At 71.6% G+C, this 15,982-nt stretch carries 14 protein-coding genes; 7 read left to right on the forward strand and 7 right to left on the reverse strand.

From position 1 onward, the window contains the following. Nucleotides 1-3: 3 nt before the first annotated feature. Nucleotides 4-708: a TetR/AcrR family transcriptional regulator gene (locus ACGWYJ_RS04790; protein WP_395104332.1), complete on the reverse strand. Its 705-nt coding sequence runs from the start codon at nucleotides 706-708 to the stop codon at nucleotides 4-6. Nucleotides 709-907: 199 nt separating this feature from the next. Between ACGWYJ_RS04790 and glpX the strand changes: the two genes are divergently transcribed. Then, complete coding sequence (gene glpX / locus ACGWYJ_RS04795; RefSeq protein WP_395104334.1) at nucleotides 908-1,927, forward strand: class II fructose-bisphosphatase; 1,020 nt, start codon at nucleotides 908-910, stop codon at nucleotides 1,925-1,927. A gap of 185 nt (nucleotides 1,928-2,112) precedes the next feature. Here the strand turns inward: glpX and ACGWYJ_RS04800 are convergent, their stop codons facing one another. Then, nucleotides 2,113-2,718 (reverse strand): DUF1707 domain-containing protein, encoded by a 606-nt coding sequence (locus ACGWYJ_RS04800; protein WP_395104335.1) that lies wholly within the window; start codon nucleotides 2,716-2,718, stop codon nucleotides 2,113-2,115. Nucleotides 2,719-2,863: 145 nt separating this feature from the next. Between ACGWYJ_RS04800 and ACGWYJ_RS04805 the strand changes: the two genes are divergently transcribed. Both ACGWYJ_RS04805 and ACGWYJ_RS04810 read left to right on the forward strand, forming a co-directional pair. Then, entirely contained in the window at nucleotides 2,864-3,745 is an 882-nt protein-coding gene (locus ACGWYJ_RS04805) for an ABC transporter ATP-binding protein (RefSeq protein WP_395104336.1), read from the forward strand. Beyond that, nucleotides 3,742-4,542, forward strand: a complete 801-nt coding sequence (locus ACGWYJ_RS04810; RefSeq protein WP_395104337.1) for an ABC transporter permease — start codon at nucleotides 3,742-3,744, stop codon at nucleotides 4,540-4,542. Before ACGWYJ_RS04805 ends, ACGWYJ_RS04810 begins: the two co-directional genes overlap by 4 nt. On the opposite strand, the gene ACGWYJ_RS04815 is transcribed toward ACGWYJ_RS04810, so the two are convergent. Together ACGWYJ_RS04815 and ACGWYJ_RS04820 are read right to left on the reverse strand one after the other, a co-directional pair. Continuing rightward, nucleotides 4,532-4,774: a hypothetical protein gene (locus tag ACGWYJ_RS04815; RefSeq protein ID WP_395104338.1), complete on the reverse strand. Its 243-nt coding sequence runs from the start codon at nucleotides 4,772-4,774 to the stop codon at nucleotides 4,532-4,534. The genes ACGWYJ_RS04810 and ACGWYJ_RS04815 overlap by 11 nt on opposite strands. Before the next feature lie 28 nt (nucleotides 4,775-4,802). Next, the gene (locus ACGWYJ_RS04820; protein ID WP_395104339.1) at nucleotides 4,803-6,368 is read right to left on the reverse strand and encodes a PLP-dependent aminotransferase family protein; all 1,566 of its coding nucleotides are present in this window, start codon (nucleotides 6,366-6,368) and stop codon (nucleotides 4,803-4,805) included. Nucleotides 6,369-6,482: 114 nt separating this feature from the next. Here ACGWYJ_RS04820 and ACGWYJ_RS04825 point away from each other — a divergent pair, with 114 nt between their 5' ends. The 4 genes from ACGWYJ_RS04825 (at nucleotide 6,483) to ACGWYJ_RS04840 (ending at nucleotide 12,041) form a co-directional block, all read left to right on the forward strand. Further along, on the forward strand, nucleotides 6,483-7,427 hold the full coding sequence (locus ACGWYJ_RS04825; RefSeq protein ID WP_395104340.1) for a DMT family transporter: 945 nt from the start codon (nucleotides 6,483-6,485) through the stop codon (nucleotides 7,425-7,427). Between the two features lie 50 nt (nucleotides 7,428-7,477). Then, nucleotides 7,478-9,118 carry a fumarate hydratase gene (locus tag ACGWYJ_RS04830; protein ID WP_395104342.1) on the forward strand — a complete coding sequence of 547 codons (1,641 nt, stop codon included), beginning with the start codon at nucleotides 7,478-7,480 and terminating at the stop codon, nucleotides 9,116-9,118. A 124-nt stretch (nucleotides 9,119-9,242) separates the two neighbouring features. Next, nucleotides 9,243-10,514 carry a serine/threonine-protein kinase gene (locus ACGWYJ_RS04835; RefSeq protein ID WP_395104343.1) on the forward strand — a complete coding sequence of 424 codons (1,272 nt, stop codon included), beginning with the start codon at nucleotides 9,243-9,245 and terminating at the stop codon, nucleotides 10,512-10,514. A 99-nt stretch (nucleotides 10,515-10,613) separates the two neighbouring features. Further along, the gene (locus ACGWYJ_RS04840) at nucleotides 10,614-12,041 is read left to right on the forward strand and encodes a class II fumarate hydratase (RefSeq protein WP_395104345.1); all 1,428 of its coding nucleotides are present in this window, start codon (nucleotides 10,614-10,616) and stop codon (nucleotides 12,039-12,041) included. Here the strand turns inward: ACGWYJ_RS04840 and ACGWYJ_RS04845 are convergent. The 3 genes from ACGWYJ_RS04845 to ACGWYJ_RS04855 form a co-directional block, all read right to left on the reverse strand. Next, complete coding sequence (locus tag ACGWYJ_RS04845) at nucleotides 12,038-12,967, reverse strand: lytic transglycosylase domain-containing protein (RefSeq protein ID WP_395104347.1); 930 nt, start codon at nucleotides 12,965-12,967, stop codon at nucleotides 12,038-12,040. The two genes, ACGWYJ_RS04840 and ACGWYJ_RS04845, sit on opposite strands and share 4 nt — an antisense overlap. A 609-nt stretch (nucleotides 12,968-13,576) precedes the next feature. After that, a complete protein-coding gene (locus ACGWYJ_RS04850; protein ID WP_395104461.1) occupies nucleotides 13,577-14,896 on the reverse strand; it encodes a PhoH family protein in 1,320 nt (439 codons plus the stop codon). A 156-nt stretch (nucleotides 14,897-15,052) separates the two neighbouring features. Beyond that, nucleotides 15,053-15,898, reverse strand: coding sequence for an isoprenyl transferase (locus tag ACGWYJ_RS04855; protein WP_395104348.1), 846 nt, complete (start codon nucleotides 15,896-15,898; stop codon nucleotides 15,053-15,055). Nucleotides 15,899-15,982: the final 84 nt, after the last annotated feature.

Here is a 15,982-nt window from a genome sequence, read left to right on the forward strand (position 1 = left end):
CCCTCAGGGCTGCTCTGTACGGGGGTTCCGGATCGTCCCGATGATCGCGAGGACGTCCGCCGCCAGCCGCCTTGAGGACTCCTCGTCCTCCCGGCTGTTCAGCTCCGACACCGCGCCCGCCATCGCCCCGGTCAGCACCGTCACCAGCGCCTCGTCCACCCCGCCATCGGCGGTATGGAACAACGCGGCGTTGCGGCGCGCCCACTTGTTCAGCCGCTGCCGCATCACCCGGTCGAACCCGGGCGGGCCGTCCCCCGAGATGAACAGCCGCGCCACATGCCCCTCGTCCAGGCAACCGTCCAGATAGGCGCGGGCACCGGCGATGAACAGGCGCATCGGGTCCTTCTCACCCGCCTCCCTGGCCGCGTTGATCGCCTCCCGGGTGCGCTCCTGCTGGCGGGCCTGGAACTCCTCGAACAGCGTCAGGTAAAGATCGGCCTTGCCGTTGAAATGGTGGTACAGGCTCCCGACGCTCGCCCCGGCCTTCGCGACGATGTCGGTCACCGCCGCCTGCGCGAAACCCGACTCGCGGAACACCTCACCGGCCGCGGACAACAACGCGCTGCGCGTCGCGGCCCCCCGGTCGGAGGTGCGCGCAGCCCCCTCGCCCGTACCGGACCCCCCGGAGGCGCCCGCCTGACGGCTCCCCGCCGGCGCGCCCGCGTCCGCGGTCACCCCACCGGCCGAAAGCTCGATGTCGCTGCTCATGGAGACTGAGATTACGCCCTCTCACAGGGGGGAAACGATCCCTTACCCGCTGGGAGACCGAAACGGGACTCAGGGCACGGGGACCCGCCACGACGCAGGACCGCTGGTCTGGTCCAATTTGTGGCGCCCTGATGCCCCCACGGAGAATTCGTGTCACCCACCGACCCAGTGTCGCCGATCGACCGAAAGGCCGTTGCGCATGTCCGATGACACCGTCCGTTCCCCGCTGGCCACCGAGCCGTCCGCGCCGGACCGCAACCTGGCAATGGAGCTGGTCCGGGTGACCGAGGCCGCCGCCATGGCGGCGTCCCGCTGGGTCGGCCGCGGCGACAAGAACGGCGCCGACGCCGCGGCGGTCAACGCCATGCGGCAGCTCATCAACACCGTCTCGATGCAGGGCGTCGTGGTCATCGGCGAAGGTGAGAAGGACAACGCCCCCATGCTCTACAACGGCGAAGAGGTCGGCGACGGGCGCGGCGCCGAATGCGACGTGGCCGTCGATCCCATCGACGGCACCCGGCTCACCGCCTACGGCATGAACAACGCCATCGCCGTCCTCGCCGTCGCCCCGCGCGGCTCCATGTACGACCCGTCCGCCGTCTTCTACATGGAGAAGCTGGTCACCGGGCCCGAAGCGGCCGACGTCGTCGACATCGAACGTCCCATCGGAGACAACGTCCGCGCCATCGCCAAGGCCAAGGGCTCCTCCACCGAGGACGTCACCGTGATCATCCTGGACCGGCCCAGGCACGAGGGAATGATCAAGGAGGTCAGGGAGACCGGCGCCAGGGTCAAGCTGATCACCGACGGCGATGTGGCCGGCGCGATCATGGCGGCCCGCGAAGGCACCGGCACCGACCTGCTCGTCGGCATCGGCGGCACCCCCGAGGGCATCATCGCCGCCTCCGCCATCAAGGCGCTCGGCGGCGTCATCCAAGGCCGGCTCTGGCCCAGAGACGACGCCGAACGCCAGAAGGCCGTCGACGCGGGCCACGACCTCGGCCGCGTCCTCACCACCGACGACCTCGTCACCTCCGACGACGTCTTCTTCGCCGCCACCGGCATCACCGACGGCGAACTCGTCGGCGGCGTCCGGTACAGGAAGGGCTCCGCGTTCACCCACTCGCTGGTCATGCGCTCCCGCAGCGGCACCATCCGAACGGTGGCCAGCGAACACAAGCTGGAGAAGCTCAGGGCCTACAGCACCATCGCGTTCTGATCATTGTGGGGGGCTGTGACATATGTGGGGGGGCGACCCCCCACACCCCCCGAAGCGGGGCCACCGGCCCCCGCCGCTCGCCTGGCGGCTCGCCGCGGTGACCGCCGACCCCGGTGTAGGGGCTCCGCCCCTACGACCCCGGCAGGGGGCTCCGCCCCCTGCACCCCCGGGTATTGGGGGCGTCTCTAGCGGCGTAGGCGGTTTTTCATTCGTTCTCGGAGGGTTCGTTTGGGGGCCTTGGCTTTGACGGAGCCGAAGACGAGGGTTCCTCCGACCTCGATGGTGGGGCCGTCGGGGGTGGGGCGGGTGCGTACCTCGCGGGTGCTGAGGATGGTGCGGCCCGTCACGTTCACTTGGACGCCGTCGGGGACGAGGATGCGGAGGCGGCCGCCGATGATCAGGGAGTCGAGGACGATGTGGCGGCGCTGGAGGACCGCCTGGCGCAGATCGAGCTCGACCGTTCCGAACAGGGCGAGGAGGGGGACCTTGACGGGGACGACCCAGCGGCCTTCGCGGCGCATGCGGCCGAAGAAGGCCGAGATCGGGCGGTCGTCGACCAGGATGGGCTGGGCCTCCTGGGGGCTGAGGTCCGCGGTGAGGCCGGTCAGCTCGCCCAGGGTGCGGGCGGCGTAGGCGTGGGAGGTGCGCTCGGAGTGCTCCTCCATGGTGATCCGGCCGTCGGCGAGGGCCTCGCCGAGCACCTTGACGACGCGCTCGCGGTCGGCGTCGGAGGCGCGGAGGTCGCGGACGCGGGGCGCCCGTTCGGCGGGCCGACGGATGGGCGTGTCCACCGTTCCAGGGTAGCGGGCGCACCGGCGGAAAACCTGTGGGGATTCGTCCGGTCCGCCGCATACTGTGGCGGGCATGTCGGTTCAGCGTCACGAGATCGTGATTGAGGGGGGGACCGCCGCCCCACCCGCCATCAGCCTTCGCGGCGTGGTCAAGCGATTCGGGGACTTCACGGCGGTCGACGGGCTTGATCTCGACGTTCCCGCGGGGACGTGCCTGGGGCTTCTCGGGCCGAACGGAGCGGGCAAGTCCACGACGATGAAGCTGCTCACGGCGCAGGCGATCCCGACGTCGGGGTCCATCCAGGTGCTGGGGTTCGAGGTGCCCAGGGAGTCCAAGCGGGCGCGGGCGGCCATGGGGGTCGTGCCGCAGCAGGACAACCTCGACGAGGAGCTGACCGCCCGGGAGAACCTTGAGGTCTTCGCGCATCTGTATCGGGTGCCGCGGTCGCGGCGGCGGGCGGCGGTCGACGACGCCCTGGAGCTGGCCCATCTCACGGCGCGGCAGCGCACCAAGGTCGACGACCTGTCCGGCGGGATGCGGCGCAGGCTGCTGATCGCGCGGGGGCTGGTGCACCGTCCCGCGCTGGTGCTCCTGGACGAGCCCACCGTGGGCCTGGACCCGCAGGTGCGGGCCGAGCTGTGGGGCCTCATCGACGGGCTGCGCGCGAACGGGACGACGGTGCTGATGTCCACGCACTACATCGAGGAGGCCGAGCGGCTGGCGGACGAGTGCGCGCTGATGTCGCACGGCAGGGTGATCGCGCGCGGCGCCCCGTCCCGGCTGGTCGAGAAGTACGCCGGGGCGCGGGTGGTGGAGCACCACGGCCCGCCGGACCGGCTGGAGGAGGTCGAGCGGATGGCGCGGGCGGCGGGGCTGCCGACGCGCCGCACCGGGCCGTCGGTGTCGGTGCTCAAGGCCGAGACGATCCCGCCGTCCCTGGACGACGAGCTCGGCCCGGACGGCGTGCGGCGGGCCTCCAACCTGGAGGACGTGTTCGTGGTGCTCACCGGCGAGCGGGTGGAATGACGACGCGGACGCAGGCGCGGACGCAGCCGCTGCGGCGGTTCGAGATGGCGCCGGTGCGGGGCATCTGGCGGCATGAGCTGGCGCTGTTCAAGCGCTACTGGGGGTCGCAGTCGTTCGCCTCGATGGTGGAGCCGACCTTCTTCCTGCTGGCGTTCGGGTACGGCTTCGGGTCGATGGTGGCCGTGGTCGGCGACTACCGCTACCTCGATTTCGTGGCCACCGGGGTGGTGGGGGTCGCGGCCCTGTTCACCTCGGTGTTCCCGGGGATGTTCAACGGCTACATCCGGCGGGTGTTCCAGCACACCTACGACGCGATGCTGGCGGCGCCGGTGGACGTGCACGAGCTGGTGACGGGCGAGGCGCTGTGGATCGCGGCCAAGTCGGCGGTGTACTCGTGCACCCCGATCATCGTGGCGCTGTTCTTCGGTCTCGACCCGTCGTTCGGGATGCTGCTGGTCCCGTTCATCGTGTTCTGCGCGGCGCTGGGCTTCGGCCTGTTCGGGGTGTGGACGTCCTCGGTGGTGCCGTCGATCAACTCCTTCGACTACGTGATCACCGGCGTGGTGACCCCGCTGTTCCTGATCGCCGGCACCTTCTTCCCGATCGACTCGCTGCCGCAATGGGCGCAGACCGCGTCACGGATCAACCCCCTCTACCACGCCGTGGAGCTGATCCGGCACGCGGTCTTCGGGTTGGAGCCCCTGGCCGACCTAGTTCATCTGGGAGTCGTTCTGGTGTTCGCCGCGCTCATGTGGGTCATCGCGGTGAGGGGGATGCGCCGCCGGCTCATCGACTAGGCGGCGCATCCTCAAGGGCCATGACGGCGTGCTCGCCTTGGGCACGGGCCTGTTCGGGGGTCAGGTGCTTGAGGGAGTGGGCCACGGCGGTCATGGCCGCGTCCGTCGCCGCTCTGGCGGTGAGCACGTGTTCCTGGGCTCGTTCTAGGTCACCCAGTCCGACGCAGTCGAAGGCGACCTGGGCGTCGTGGACCGCCAGTTTCAACTGGCGAGCGGCCTCGTCTAGGCTCATCCGTCCCTCCTTCACCGGGACCGGCTAACTACCCGACGGGGCGTCGGTTAATCACTTGGCTAAGAAGTTCCGCCGCTCTGGTCAGCCTGCTCTCACTCAGTCTCGCGTACCCCAGGACCAACGCGGGTGCGGCCTCTTGCGCGCGTTCTGGGGACCACATGGGACGGGCCCCGGCGACCGCCACCCCGCGCTGGGAGGCCGCGGCGACGACTTCGTCCTCGTCGCAGCCCTTGGGCAGTTCCACGTACAGATGGATGCCTGCGGAGACGCCTCGTACGACGGCGTCGGGCATGTGGGTGTGGAGGGCTCCGACAAGGACGTCGCGCCGTGTGCGGTACTGGCGGCGCATCGTCCGCAGATGCCGGTCGTAGGCGCCGCTCTTGATGAGCTGGGCGAGCGCGTGCTGCTCCAGGACGGGGGCGCCCAAGTCCGTGTGCGCGCGGAACGTGCGCAGTTCCTCGGCTATGCGCGGGGGCGCCACGGCCCAGCCCAGGCGCAGGGCGGGGGCGAGGGCCTTGCTGACGGAGCCGAGGAGGATGACCCGTTCGGGATCGACGCCTTGCAGGCAGCCCACGGGCTCGCGGTCGTACCGGAACTCGGCGTCGTAGTCGTCCTCGATGACCAGCCCGTCGACCTCGCGGGCCCAGGCGATGAGCTGGGCGCGGCGTTCCGGGGAGAGCACGACGCCGGTCGGGTACTGGTGCGCGGGCGTGACCAGGACGGCGCGCGCGCCGGTACGGGCGAGCGCGTCGACGTCGATGCCGTGCCGGTCGACCGGGACGCGGACCAGCCGGATGCCGGTGGACTCCAGCATCGGGAGCTGACGGACGCTGGTGGGGTCCTCCAGGGCCAGCGTCCGGTGACCGGCCGCCTGGAGGGCGCGGACGGCGCTGGACACCCCGTGCGCCACCCCACTCATGATCACGACCTGGCCGAGGCCGGTGTTGGCGGCGCGCACCCGGCCGAGGTAGGCGGCCAGCTCGGCGCGTACCGCGGGGACGCCGCCGCAGTCGGGATAGGCGAGCTCGTCGTTGGGGATCTGGCGCAGCGCCGCGCGCACGGCGGCGGCCCACCGTTCGCGCGGGAACGCGCCCAGGTCGGGCGTGCCGGGCCAGAGGTCGAAGGGGAAGGCGCCCCGGTCCATGCCGCTCGGCGGTTCGCCGGGCGGGGCGGGCCGGGTCGCGGCCTTGCCGTTGGTGGAAACCGTCCGCGCCGCCTGGCCGAAGGGGGCCGGTACGGCGTCGCCCGTCTTCGCGTGGGTCCATCTCGGGCGGCCGGCGCCGGGCGTCACCGTCGCGGGCACCGTGGTGACGGCGCCCGCGGATTCGCGCGGGCGAACGTCGGGGCGCGCCAGCGCGGCCACCCGGGTGCCGTCGCCGCGCCGGGCGACCAGGAAGCCTTCGGCGATGAGCTGCTCGTACGCGGTGACCACGACACCGCGGGAGACCTCCAGATCGCGTGCCAGGTCGCGGCTGGAGGGGAGCCTGGTCCCGGCGGTGAGCCGGCCGGAGCGGATGCCGCCGCGCAGCCCGGCGGCGATCTGGGCGGCGAGCCGACCGGCGGAGCGGTCGAGGGGGAGATGAAGGTCGGTCACACCATGTTCAGCGTCAGGAGGGCCCGATGATGTCACACACCGTGAAATTGGACCTGAATGTCGGAGTTTGATTGGTTCTGTGGTGGAGGCCACGCCGCTTCTAGCGTCCCGATCATGGACACCGGCACCGGCAGGGGAATGATCGGCGCGGGCACGGCGATGTTCGCGGTCGGCACGCTGACCGCCATCTCCGCGATGATCTCCGCCTATCCCGTCTTCGGCGGCCAGGCGCTGCGTTACGCGGTGGCGGCCGCGATCTTGTTCGCCGTCATCGCGCTCATCGACCGGCGGCCCGGTGCCGCGCCCGTACCGCCGCGCCCGTCCCTCCGGGACCTGGCGCTGCTGGCGGCGCTGGCGGCGACGGGCCTGGCCGCGTTCAACGTCTGCATCGTCGCCGCGACCGAGGACACCAGCCCGGCCACCATCGGCACCGTGATCGCCACCGTGCCCGTCGCGCTCGCCCTGGTCGGGCCGCTGCTGGAGCGTCGCCGTCCCGCCCCGCCCGTGGTCCTGGCGGCGTGCGTGGTGACGGCCGGGGCGGCGCTGGCCAACGGCCTGGGCAGCGGTACGGTGCGCGGCCTGCTGCCGGCGCTCGGCGCGCTGGGCGGCGAGGTGTGCTTCTCGCTGATGGCCGTCCCGCTGCTGCCGAAGCTGGGCCCGTTACGGGTGTCGGCGTGGTCGTCGGCGCTGGCCGCGCCCATGCTCCTGGTCGCCGGGCTGGTGGCGGACGGCCGGGCGGTGCTGCGCGTCCCGACCGGCGCGGAGCTGGCGGGCCTGGCCTACCTGTCGGTGGTCGTGACGACCGGGGCGTTCCTCCTCTGGTACGACGCGCTGGGCAGGCTGGGCGCCGACCGGGCCGGCCTGTTCGCCGGCGTCGTCCCCATCAGCGCCGTGATCACCACGGTCGCGCTGGGCCTGGGCAGCCCGGCCCCGGCGGATCTGGCCGGTGCCGCCCTGGTCGCCGCCGGGGTCGTCGCCGGCCTGCGGCCCCGCGCGCATCGCGACCGCGTCCGAAGGCGGGGGCGGCCGATGGGGCGACCCGCGTCCGACGCCGGGTGAGCCGCCAAATATAAACTGAGTCGCCCCGTTCGCACCCGCGAGGATCTTCGATGCCTGAGTTCTCTTACACCGACCTGCTCCCCCTCGGCCCCGACGACACCGAGTACCGGCTGCTCACGTCCGACGGCGTGACCACGTTCGAGGCGGGCGGGCGGACGTTCCTCCAGGTGGAGCCGGAGGCGCTGCGGCTGCTCACCGAGACCGCGATGCGCGACATCTCCCACCTGCTGCGCCCCGCGCACCTGGCGCAGCTCCGCAGGATCCTGGACGATCCGGAGGCGTCGCCCAACGACCGGTTCGTGGCGCTGGACCTGCTGAAGAACGCGGGGATCGCGTCCGGCGGCGTGCTGCCGATGTGCCAGGACACCGGCACGGCGATCATCATGGGCAAGCGCGGCCAGCACGTCATGACCGACGGGCGGGACGAGGAGCACCTGTCGCGCGGCGTGTACGACGCCTACACCAAGCTGAACCTGCGCTACTCGCAGATGGCGCCGCTCACGATGTGGGACGAGAAGAACACCGGCAACAACCTGCCCGCGCAGATCGAGCTGTACGCGGCGCCGGGTGACGCCTACAAGTTCCTGTTCATGGCCAAGGGCGGCGGCAGCGCCAACAAGTCGTTCCTGTACCAGGAGACCAAGGCCGTCCTGAACCCGAAGCGGATGCTGGCGTTCCTGGAAGAGAAGATCCGCTCGCTGGGCACCGCCGCGTGCCCGCCCTACCACCTGGCGATCGTGGTGGGCGGCACGTCCGCCGAGTACGCCCTGAAGACCGCGAAGTACGCCTCCGCCCACTATCTGGACTCGCTGCCCAAGGACGGGTCGCCGCTCGGCCACGGGTTCCGCGACCTGGACCTGGAGCGGGAGGTGTTCGAGCTGACCCAGCGGCTGGGCATCGGGGCGCAGTTCGGCGGCAAGTACTTCTGCCACGACGTGCGGGTGATCCGGCTGCCCAGGCACGGCGCGTCCTGCCCGGTGGCGATCGCGGTGTCGTGCAGCGCGGACCGGCAGGCCCTGGCGAAGATCACCGCCGAGGGCGTGTTCCTGGAACGGCTGGAGACCGATCCCGCGAAGTACCTGCCGGAGACCACCGACGACGAGCTGGACGGCGACGTCGTCCGGATCGACCTGAACCGCCCGATGGACGAGATCCGGGCCGAGCTGACCCGCTACCCGGTGAAGACGCGGCTGTCGCTGACCGGGCCGCTGGTGGTGGCGCGCGACATCGCGCACGCCAAGATCAAGGAGCGGCTGGACGCGGGCGAGCCCATGCCTCAGTACATGCGCGACCACGCCGTCTACTACGCGGGACCGGCCAAGACCCCCGAAGGGTACGCGTCGGGGTCGTTCGGCCCGACGACGGCGGGACGGATGGACTCCTACGTCGAGCAGTTCCAGGCGGCGGGCGGCTCGCTGGTGATGCTGGCGAAGGGCAACCGCTCCAAGCAGGTGACCGAGGCGTGCAAGGCGCACGGCGGCTTCTACCTCGGCTCGATCGGCGGTCCGGCGGCGCGGCTCGCGCAGGACTGCATCAAGAAGGTCGAGGTGCTGGAATACCCCGAGCTGGGGATGGAGGCGGTCTGGAAGATCGAGGTCGAGGACTTCCCCGCGTTCATCGTCGTGGACGACAAGGGCGGGGACTTCTTCGCCGACACCACCGGCCCCGTCCTGACCATCGGCAGGCGCTGACGGCGATGGGACGACCAGCGGCGGGGCCCGCCGAACCGAGCGATCTCACCGAATTAGAGCAATATCCAAATCCATCCCTAAGTCTCCCGGGTGACCGCATGGCCACTCCGGTATCTTTTCGGCCATGTCTCAGTCAGAGCGCCTCGTACTAGCGACGCGCTACCGGCTGGACTCGGAAATAGGTCAGGGCGCCAACGGCATCGTGTGGAGAGGGCATGACGACCTCCTCGATCGCGCTGTAGCGATCAAGGAGCTGCGGCTCCCCGATGACCTCTCCGAGGACGACCGGGTCGTCTTCTACCGGCGCACGCTCCGTGAGGCGCGCGCGCCGGCGCAGCTGCGCACCCCCTCGATCGTCGAGGTCTACGACGTGGTGATCGAGCAGGGCAGGCCCTGGATCGTGATGGAGCTGATCGAGGCGCCCAACCTGGAGCAGCTGATCGAGCGGGACGGCCCGCTGCCGCCCGAGCGGGTGGGCGAGATCGGCCGCCAGTTACTGGACGCCCTCGGCATCGCGCACAAGGCCGGGATCGTGCACCGCGACCTCAAGCCCAGCAACGTGCTGCTGGACGGCGACCGGGTCGTGCTCACCGACTTCGGGCTGGCCTTCTCCTCGGGGTCGCCGAGCCTCACCAAGTCGGGCCACTTCATGGGGTCGCCCGCGTACGTGGCGCCCGAGGTCGCGGCCGGTGAGAAGGCCACGCCGCGCTCCGACCTGTGGTCCCTGGGCGCCACCCTGTACGCGGCGCTGGAGGGACGCCCGCCGTTCGAGCGGGAGAACGTGATGGCCACGCTGAGCGCGCTGGCCAACGAGTCGCCGCCGTACCCGCAGAACGCCGGGGCGCTGACGCCGGTGGTGACGGGGCTGCTGGAGAAGAACCCCACCCGGCGGCTCGGCCACGCCCGCGCCGCCGACCGGCTGGAACGCGCCCTGACCGGGCCGCGCGCCGGGCGCCGTCGCCCGCCCACCCCCCGGCACCAGATGATCACGGCGATCGCGCTGGTCGCCGCCGTGGTGCTGGTGCTGGCGATCGCCACGACGGCGCTGGTCGTCGGGATGATGCGGGAGAGCCCCGCCCCGTCCCCCGTCGCCTCGGCCTCCGGGCCGCAGGCGGGCACGTCGCCGCCCGCGGGCGTGGGGACGAGCACGCTGGTGGTGATGGCGCGCACCGGCCCCTGCAAGATCTTCGTCTCGGTGCCGGGGCCGACGATCAACGTGGTCTCCGACGAGACGCTGGCGATGGGCGACGCCCGGCAGTACGACCAGCCCCACCTCAACGCGGTGGTGTACGACGCTGCGGCCTGCGAGGTCTGGGTGAACGGGGCGCGGCAGCCGGGTGGATCGCCCGGCGAGCGCAAGTCCTACACCGTCCAGCCCAGCACCCCCGGAGGCTGAACGCCGCGCGGGCATCCACCACCGCGTGGCGGGAATGACCGTGGCCTTCTCAAGGCTGCCCTTGACAGGAGGGGTGGTTCCGAGACGGAGGTGGCGATCATGACGGAGGACGGGTTCCGCGTCGAGCACGACTCCATGGGCGAGGTGCGGGTTCCGGCGGCGGCGAAGTGGCGCGCGCAGACGCAGCGCGCGGTGGAGAACTTCCCGATCTCGGGACGCGGCCTGGAGCCGGCGCACATCGCCGCGCTCGGACAGGTCAAGGCGGCCGCCGCGAAGGTGAACGCCGAGCTGGGCGTGCTCGACGGCGACCTCGCGGAGGCCATCGCCGAGGCCGCCCTGGAGGTCGCGGCGGGGCGCTGGAACGACCAGTTCCCCATCGACGTGTTCCAGACCGGCTCCGGAACGTCCTCGAACATGAACGCCAACGAGGTGATCGCCACCCTCGCGCAGGAGCGGCTGGGCCGTCCGGTGCATCCCAACGACCATGTGAACGCCTCGCAGTCGTCCAACGACGTGTTCCCGTCCTCGATCCACATCGCGGCGACGGGCGCCGTCGTGCACGACCTGATCCCGGCGCTGCGGCATCTGGAGGAGACGCTGGACGCCAAGGCCCGCGAGTTCGCCACCGTGGTCAAGTCGGGCCGCACGCACCTGATGGACGCCACGCCGGTCACACTGGGCCAGGAGTTCGGCGGGTACGCGGCGCAGGTCCGGTACGGGGTGGAGCGGCTGGAGGCCGTCCTGCCGCGGCTGGCGGAGCTTCCCCTGGGCGGGACGGCGGTCGGCACCGGCATCAACACCCCGCCCGGCTTCGCCCCCCGGGTCATCGAGGAGATCGCCAGGGCGACCGGGCTGCCGCTGACCGAGGCGCGCGACCACTTCGAGGCCCAGGGCGCGCGGGACGGCCTGGTGGAGGCGTCCGGGGCGCTGCGCACCATCGCGGTCGGCCTCAACAAGATCGCCAACGATCTGCGCTGGATGGGCTCGGGCCCGCGGACCGGGCTCGCCGAGATCCGCCTGCCCGACCTGCAACCGGGTTCGTCGATCATGCCGGGCAAGGTGAACCCGGTGATCCCCGAGGCGGTCATCCAGGTCGCGGCCCAGGTCATCGGGAACGACGCCGCGATCGCGTTCGGCGGCGCGTCCGGCGGCTTCGAGTTGAACGTGACGCTGCCGATGCTGGCCCGCAACCTGCTGGAGTCGATCGGCCTGCTGGCCGGCGTGTCGCGGCTGCTGGCCGACCGTTGCGTGGCGGGCATCGAGGCGGACGTGAACCGGCTGCGCGAGTACGCCGAGTCCTCACCGTCGATCGTGACCCCGCTGAACCGCTACATCGGCTACGAGGAGGCCGCCAAGGTCGCCAAGCAGGCCCTCAGCGAACGCAAGACGATCCGCGAGGTCGTCCTGGAACGCGGTTACGTGGCCGAGGGCAAGCTGACCGTGGAGCAGCTCGACGCCGCCCTCGACGTCCTCGCCATGGCCCGCGGCGTCCAGGACGCCGCGGGCCGCTGGAGCGAACGAGACTAGTACCAGCCGACCGACTGGGAGTGTTGCCAGGCGGCGCAGGGGGTGCCGTAGCGGTCCTTGATGTAGCCGAGGCCCCACTTGATCTGGGTACGGGCGCTGGTGCGCCAGTCGGCGCCCGCGCTGGCCATCTTGGAGCCGGGCAGGGCCTGCGGGATGCCGTAGGCGCCCGAGGGGTTGGACGCGGTGACGCGCCAGCCGCTCTCCTTGTTCCACAGCTTCACCAGGCACCCGAACTGGGTGTCGGGGTCCATGCCGAAGCTGGGCAGCATCGCCTTGGCGATCGCCTGCGCCTCACCGGCGGGGACGGGGTTGCCGGCGGTCGGCGGGCCGCTGGGCTCGGGCTTCTTGGTGGGGATGGGCTCGCCCCTGGGCAGCAGCTTCGGCCTCTGGGCGGGGGCCTGGCGCGCCGCCCTGACGGCCCGCTCGTAGGCGAGTTTGCGGCGCTGCTGCTGCTCGACCCACGGGTTGACGGTGGGCGTGGCCGTGCCGGGGCGCTGGGCGGCCACGGTGGCGGTGCCGTCCGCGTCGCCGCCGGTCATCGCCATCGCGGCGACCGCGCCACCGCCGACCACGACGGCCGCCCCCGCGGCCACGATCGCGATCTTGAGGCCGGCGCCTTTGCCGCCCCCGGACCGCGACGGCGGCCGTCCCTCGGCGGAGGGGTCGTCGCTCGGAGGGCTGGGCGGGCCCATGAAGTCCAGGGCCTCCATCGGAGGAGGCGCGTACGTGCTGGACGGGGCGTTCGTGCTGGACGGGGCGTTCGCCTGAGCGGTGCCCAGCGGTCCGGGGTTGCCCAGCTCGGCCAGCGCCTGGACGGCGCTCCGCGCGGTGTCGGCCCGCGGGCCGTCCTGGTTGAGGTAGAGCGGCTGCTGCGCGGCGCCCAGGGCCATGCGGGGCGTCCAGGAATCTCCCTGGACGGCCTCCATGGCCGCCGTGCCGCCCGCGCCGCCGCCGGAGGCGGCGCCGTTGGGGGGACCGGCGACCTTGACGTCCTCGTTGTACGTGGGTGCGTAAGCGGGACCCAGAGAATCCTGGGGTGCAAAGCTCTGTCGATCGTCTCGCCTAGGGGACCCGGGGCGGTCTCCGTACAAGGCGGTCCTTCCGACGGTCATGAGCGCATGGACGCGCCCATGAACTGCTTCCACCCCCGGTCCGGCGGCCAGACCGGGAGCTCCGGCGGCCCGGACCCGGAACACCGGCGGGCCGCCGCGCCGTCGTGACAGGGGTGACGCATGTGGCCCACACCGTGTTCTGGGGGTGCTTACGGGGAGACACAATGCCTGAGGTCAAGGCATGTTCCGCAACCGGAACGAGACAAAAGCTAAGGATGTGCCGGTTGTCAACTCATCCGGCGGGGCCGCGAAACGCCCAGCAGAGCTGCGATTCCGCATGCCCGCCCCGGTGCCTGTGACCTTCATCACAAGCACACAGGCCGCCATTCGGCGATCACGGGACGTGATCGTCACAGCGGCCCGCGACGGCGCGCGACGGGCCCCGATGATCTCCACCGGGGCCCGAGCATGGCGTCCGGGCGGTCAGACCCCGACATCCCCCAGCATGTCGGTCACCAGGGCGGCGATCGGGGACCGTTCGGAGCGCGTCAGCGTGACGTGCGCGAACAGCGGATGCCCCTTCAGCTTCTCCACCACCGCCACCACGCCGTCGTGCCGTCCGACCCGCAGGTTGTCGCGCTGCGCCACGTCATGGGTGAGCACCACGCGCGAGCCCGCGCCGATCCGCGACAGGACGGTCAGCAGCACGCCGCGTTCCAGCGACTGCGCCTCGTCGACGATCACGAAGGCGTCGTGCAGCGAGCGGCCCCGGATGTGGGTGAGGGGCAGGACCTCCAACATGCCACGGTCCAAAACCTCCTCGATGACCTCCGGCGTGGTCACCGCGGACAGGGTGTCGTAGACCGCCTGCGCCCAGGGCGACATCTTGTCGTTCTCCGAACCGGGCAGGTAGCCGAGCTCCTGGCCGCCCACCGCGTACAGCGGGCGGAAGACCACCACCTTGCGGTGGCGGCGGCGCTCCAGCACCGCCTCCAGACCCGCGCACAGCGCCAGCGCCGACTTGCCGGTGCCGGCGCGCCCGCCCAGCGAGACGATGCCGACGTCCTCGTCCATCAGCAGGTCCAGCGCGACGCGCTGCTCGGCTGAGCGGCCGCGCAGGCCGAACACCTCGCGGTCGCCGCGCACCAGCCGGACGGACTTGTCGGCCTGCACCCGGCCGAGCGCCGAGCCGCGCTCCGACAGCAGCCGCAGCCCGGTGTGGCAGGGCAGCTCCCGCGCCTCCTCCAGGTCGGCCGTCCCCGTCTCGTACAGCGCCTCCAGGCGTGCCCCGGGCACCTCCAGCTCGCGCATGCCCGTCCAGCCGGACTCCACCACCGCCAGCTCGGCCCGGTACTCCTCGGCCGCGAGCCCCACCGCCGACGCCTTCACCCGCATCGGCAGGTCCTTGGAGACCAGCACGACGTCACGGCCCTCGCGGGCCAGCCAGCCGGCCACCGACAGGATCCGGGTGTCGTTGTCGCCGAGCCTGAACCCGTCCGGCAGGACGCTGGCGTCGGAGTGGTTGAGCTCGACCCGCAGCGTCCCGCCCTGGTCGCCCAGCGGCAGCGCCTCGTCCAGCCGGCCGTGCTCCAGACGCAGGTCGTCCAGCGTGCGCAGGGCCTGGCGGGCGAAGTAGCCGAGCTCGGGATGGTGCCGCTTGGCCTCCAGCTCGGAGATGACGACGATGGGAAGTACGACCTCGTGCTCGGCGAAGCGCGTCATCGCTCCGGGGTCGGCCAGCAGGACGCTGGTGTCGAGGACGTACGTGCGCCGGCCGGCGACGGCCGTCGTCCCGGTGGGGATCCCGGAGTCGTCGGGACGGCGCGCGGAGGTTGTGGCCACTCGATCTCCCTGAAATGAGGGGAACTGCCGAGGGCACCCCGGTCCGCCCCCCGGTGGCCGGCGACCCGGCCCGGAGCGGTGGCGTGCGGCCGCCCAGAGAGAGGCGGGCGCGTGCCCTTAGGAACCGAAGCGCCGGTGCCGCGCGGCATACGAGCGCAGCGCCCGCAGGAAGTCGACCTTGCGGAAGTCCGGCCAGTGGACCTCGCAGAAGTGGAACTCCGAGTGGGCGCTCTGCCAGAGCATGAAACCGGAGAGCCGCTGCTCGCCCGAGGTGCGGATGACCAGGTCAGGGTCCGGCTGACCGCGCGTGTAGAGATGCTCCGCGATGTGCTCGACATCGAGGATCTCGGCGAGTTCCTCGATGCTGGTGCCTTTGCCTGCCTGCTCGAGCAGCAGAGAGCGCACCGCATCAGCGATCTCACGCCTACCCCCATACCCAACGGCGACGTTCACAATCAGGCCAGGGGCGTCAGATGTGGCCTCACCCGCGTCTTTCAGGACGCGTGCGGTCTTATCGGGCAGCAGGTCCAGCGCGCCGACCGGCTTGACGTGCCAGCCTTCGACGGCGAGCTTGCGCACGGTGTTCTCGATGATCTCCAGCAGCGGGTCCAGCTCGGCGGCGGGCCGGTTGAGGTTGTCGGTGGACAGCAGCCAGAGCGTGACCACCTCGACCCCGGCCTCGGTGCTCCATTGCAGCAGGTCGGAGATCTTGTCGGCGCCGCGCTGGTGGCCGTCGTTGACGTCGGCGAGCCCCATGGCGCGTGCCCAGCGCCGGTTGCCGTCCAGGATCACCCCGACATGGCGCGGGATCACGCCGGTCGCGGGCAGTGACGACTCCACCCGCCGCTCGTACAGGCGGTAGACGGCGTCGCGGATCCTGGCGTACGGGCCGCTGCGGCGGATCGCCGAGCCCACCCTGCTCACGCCGCCGGACGCCGCCCTCCGGACTCGTTGCTCCCGCATGGAATCCCCCCGTCCGCCCCGGTCCTCGTCACCACGCCGAAACCCCATGCGGGCTTCCCTTCGCGCAATCACCCCTGCACACAA

Source organism: Actinomadura sp. SCN-SB, from assembly GCF_043906805.1.
Classification (GTDB): Bacteria; Actinomycetota; Actinomycetes; order Streptosporangiales; family Streptosporangiaceae; genus Spirillospora.

What these genes read in the sequence shown, in the direction of transcription:
- ACGWYJ_RS04840 (WP_395104345.1), top strand. Translation starts at nt 10,614, where the DNA reads ATGACGGAGGACGGGTTCCGCGTCGAGCACGACTCCATGGGCGAGGTG.
- ACGWYJ_RS04825 (WP_395104340.1), top strand. Translation starts at nt 6,483, where the DNA reads ATGGACACCGGCACCGGCAGGGGAATGATCGGCGCGGGCACGGCGATG.
- ACGWYJ_RS04810 (WP_395104337.1), top strand. Translation starts at nt 3,742, where the DNA reads ATGACGACGCGGACGCAGGCGCGGACGCAGCCGCTGCGGCGGTTCGAG.
- glpX (WP_395104334.1), top strand. Translation starts at nt 908, where the DNA reads ATGTCCGATGACACCGTCCGTTCCCCGCTGGCCACCGAGCCGTCCGCG.
- ACGWYJ_RS04790 (WP_395104332.1), bottom strand. Translation starts at nt 708, where the DNA reads ATGAGCAGCGACATCGAGCTTTCGGCCGGTGGGGTGACCGCGGACGCG.
- ACGWYJ_RS04835 (WP_395104343.1), top strand. Translation starts at nt 9,243, where the DNA reads ATGTCTCAGTCAGAGCGCCTCGTACTAGCGACGCGCTACCGGCTGGAC.
- ACGWYJ_RS04855 (WP_395104348.1), bottom strand. Translation starts at nt 15,898, where the DNA reads ATGCGGGAGCAACGAGTCCGGAGGGCGGCGTCCGGCGGCGTGAGCAGG.
- ACGWYJ_RS04845 (WP_395104347.1), bottom strand. Translation starts at nt 12,967, where the DNA reads ATGGAGGCCGTCCAGGGAGATTCCTGGACGCCCCGCATGGCCCTGGGC.
- ACGWYJ_RS04815 (WP_395104338.1), bottom strand. Translation starts at nt 4,774, where the DNA reads ATGAGCCTAGACGAGGCCGCTCGCCAGTTGAAACTGGCGGTCCACGAC.
- ACGWYJ_RS04830 (WP_395104342.1), top strand. Translation starts at nt 7,478, where the DNA reads ATGCCTGAGTTCTCTTACACCGACCTGCTCCCCCTCGGCCCCGACGAC.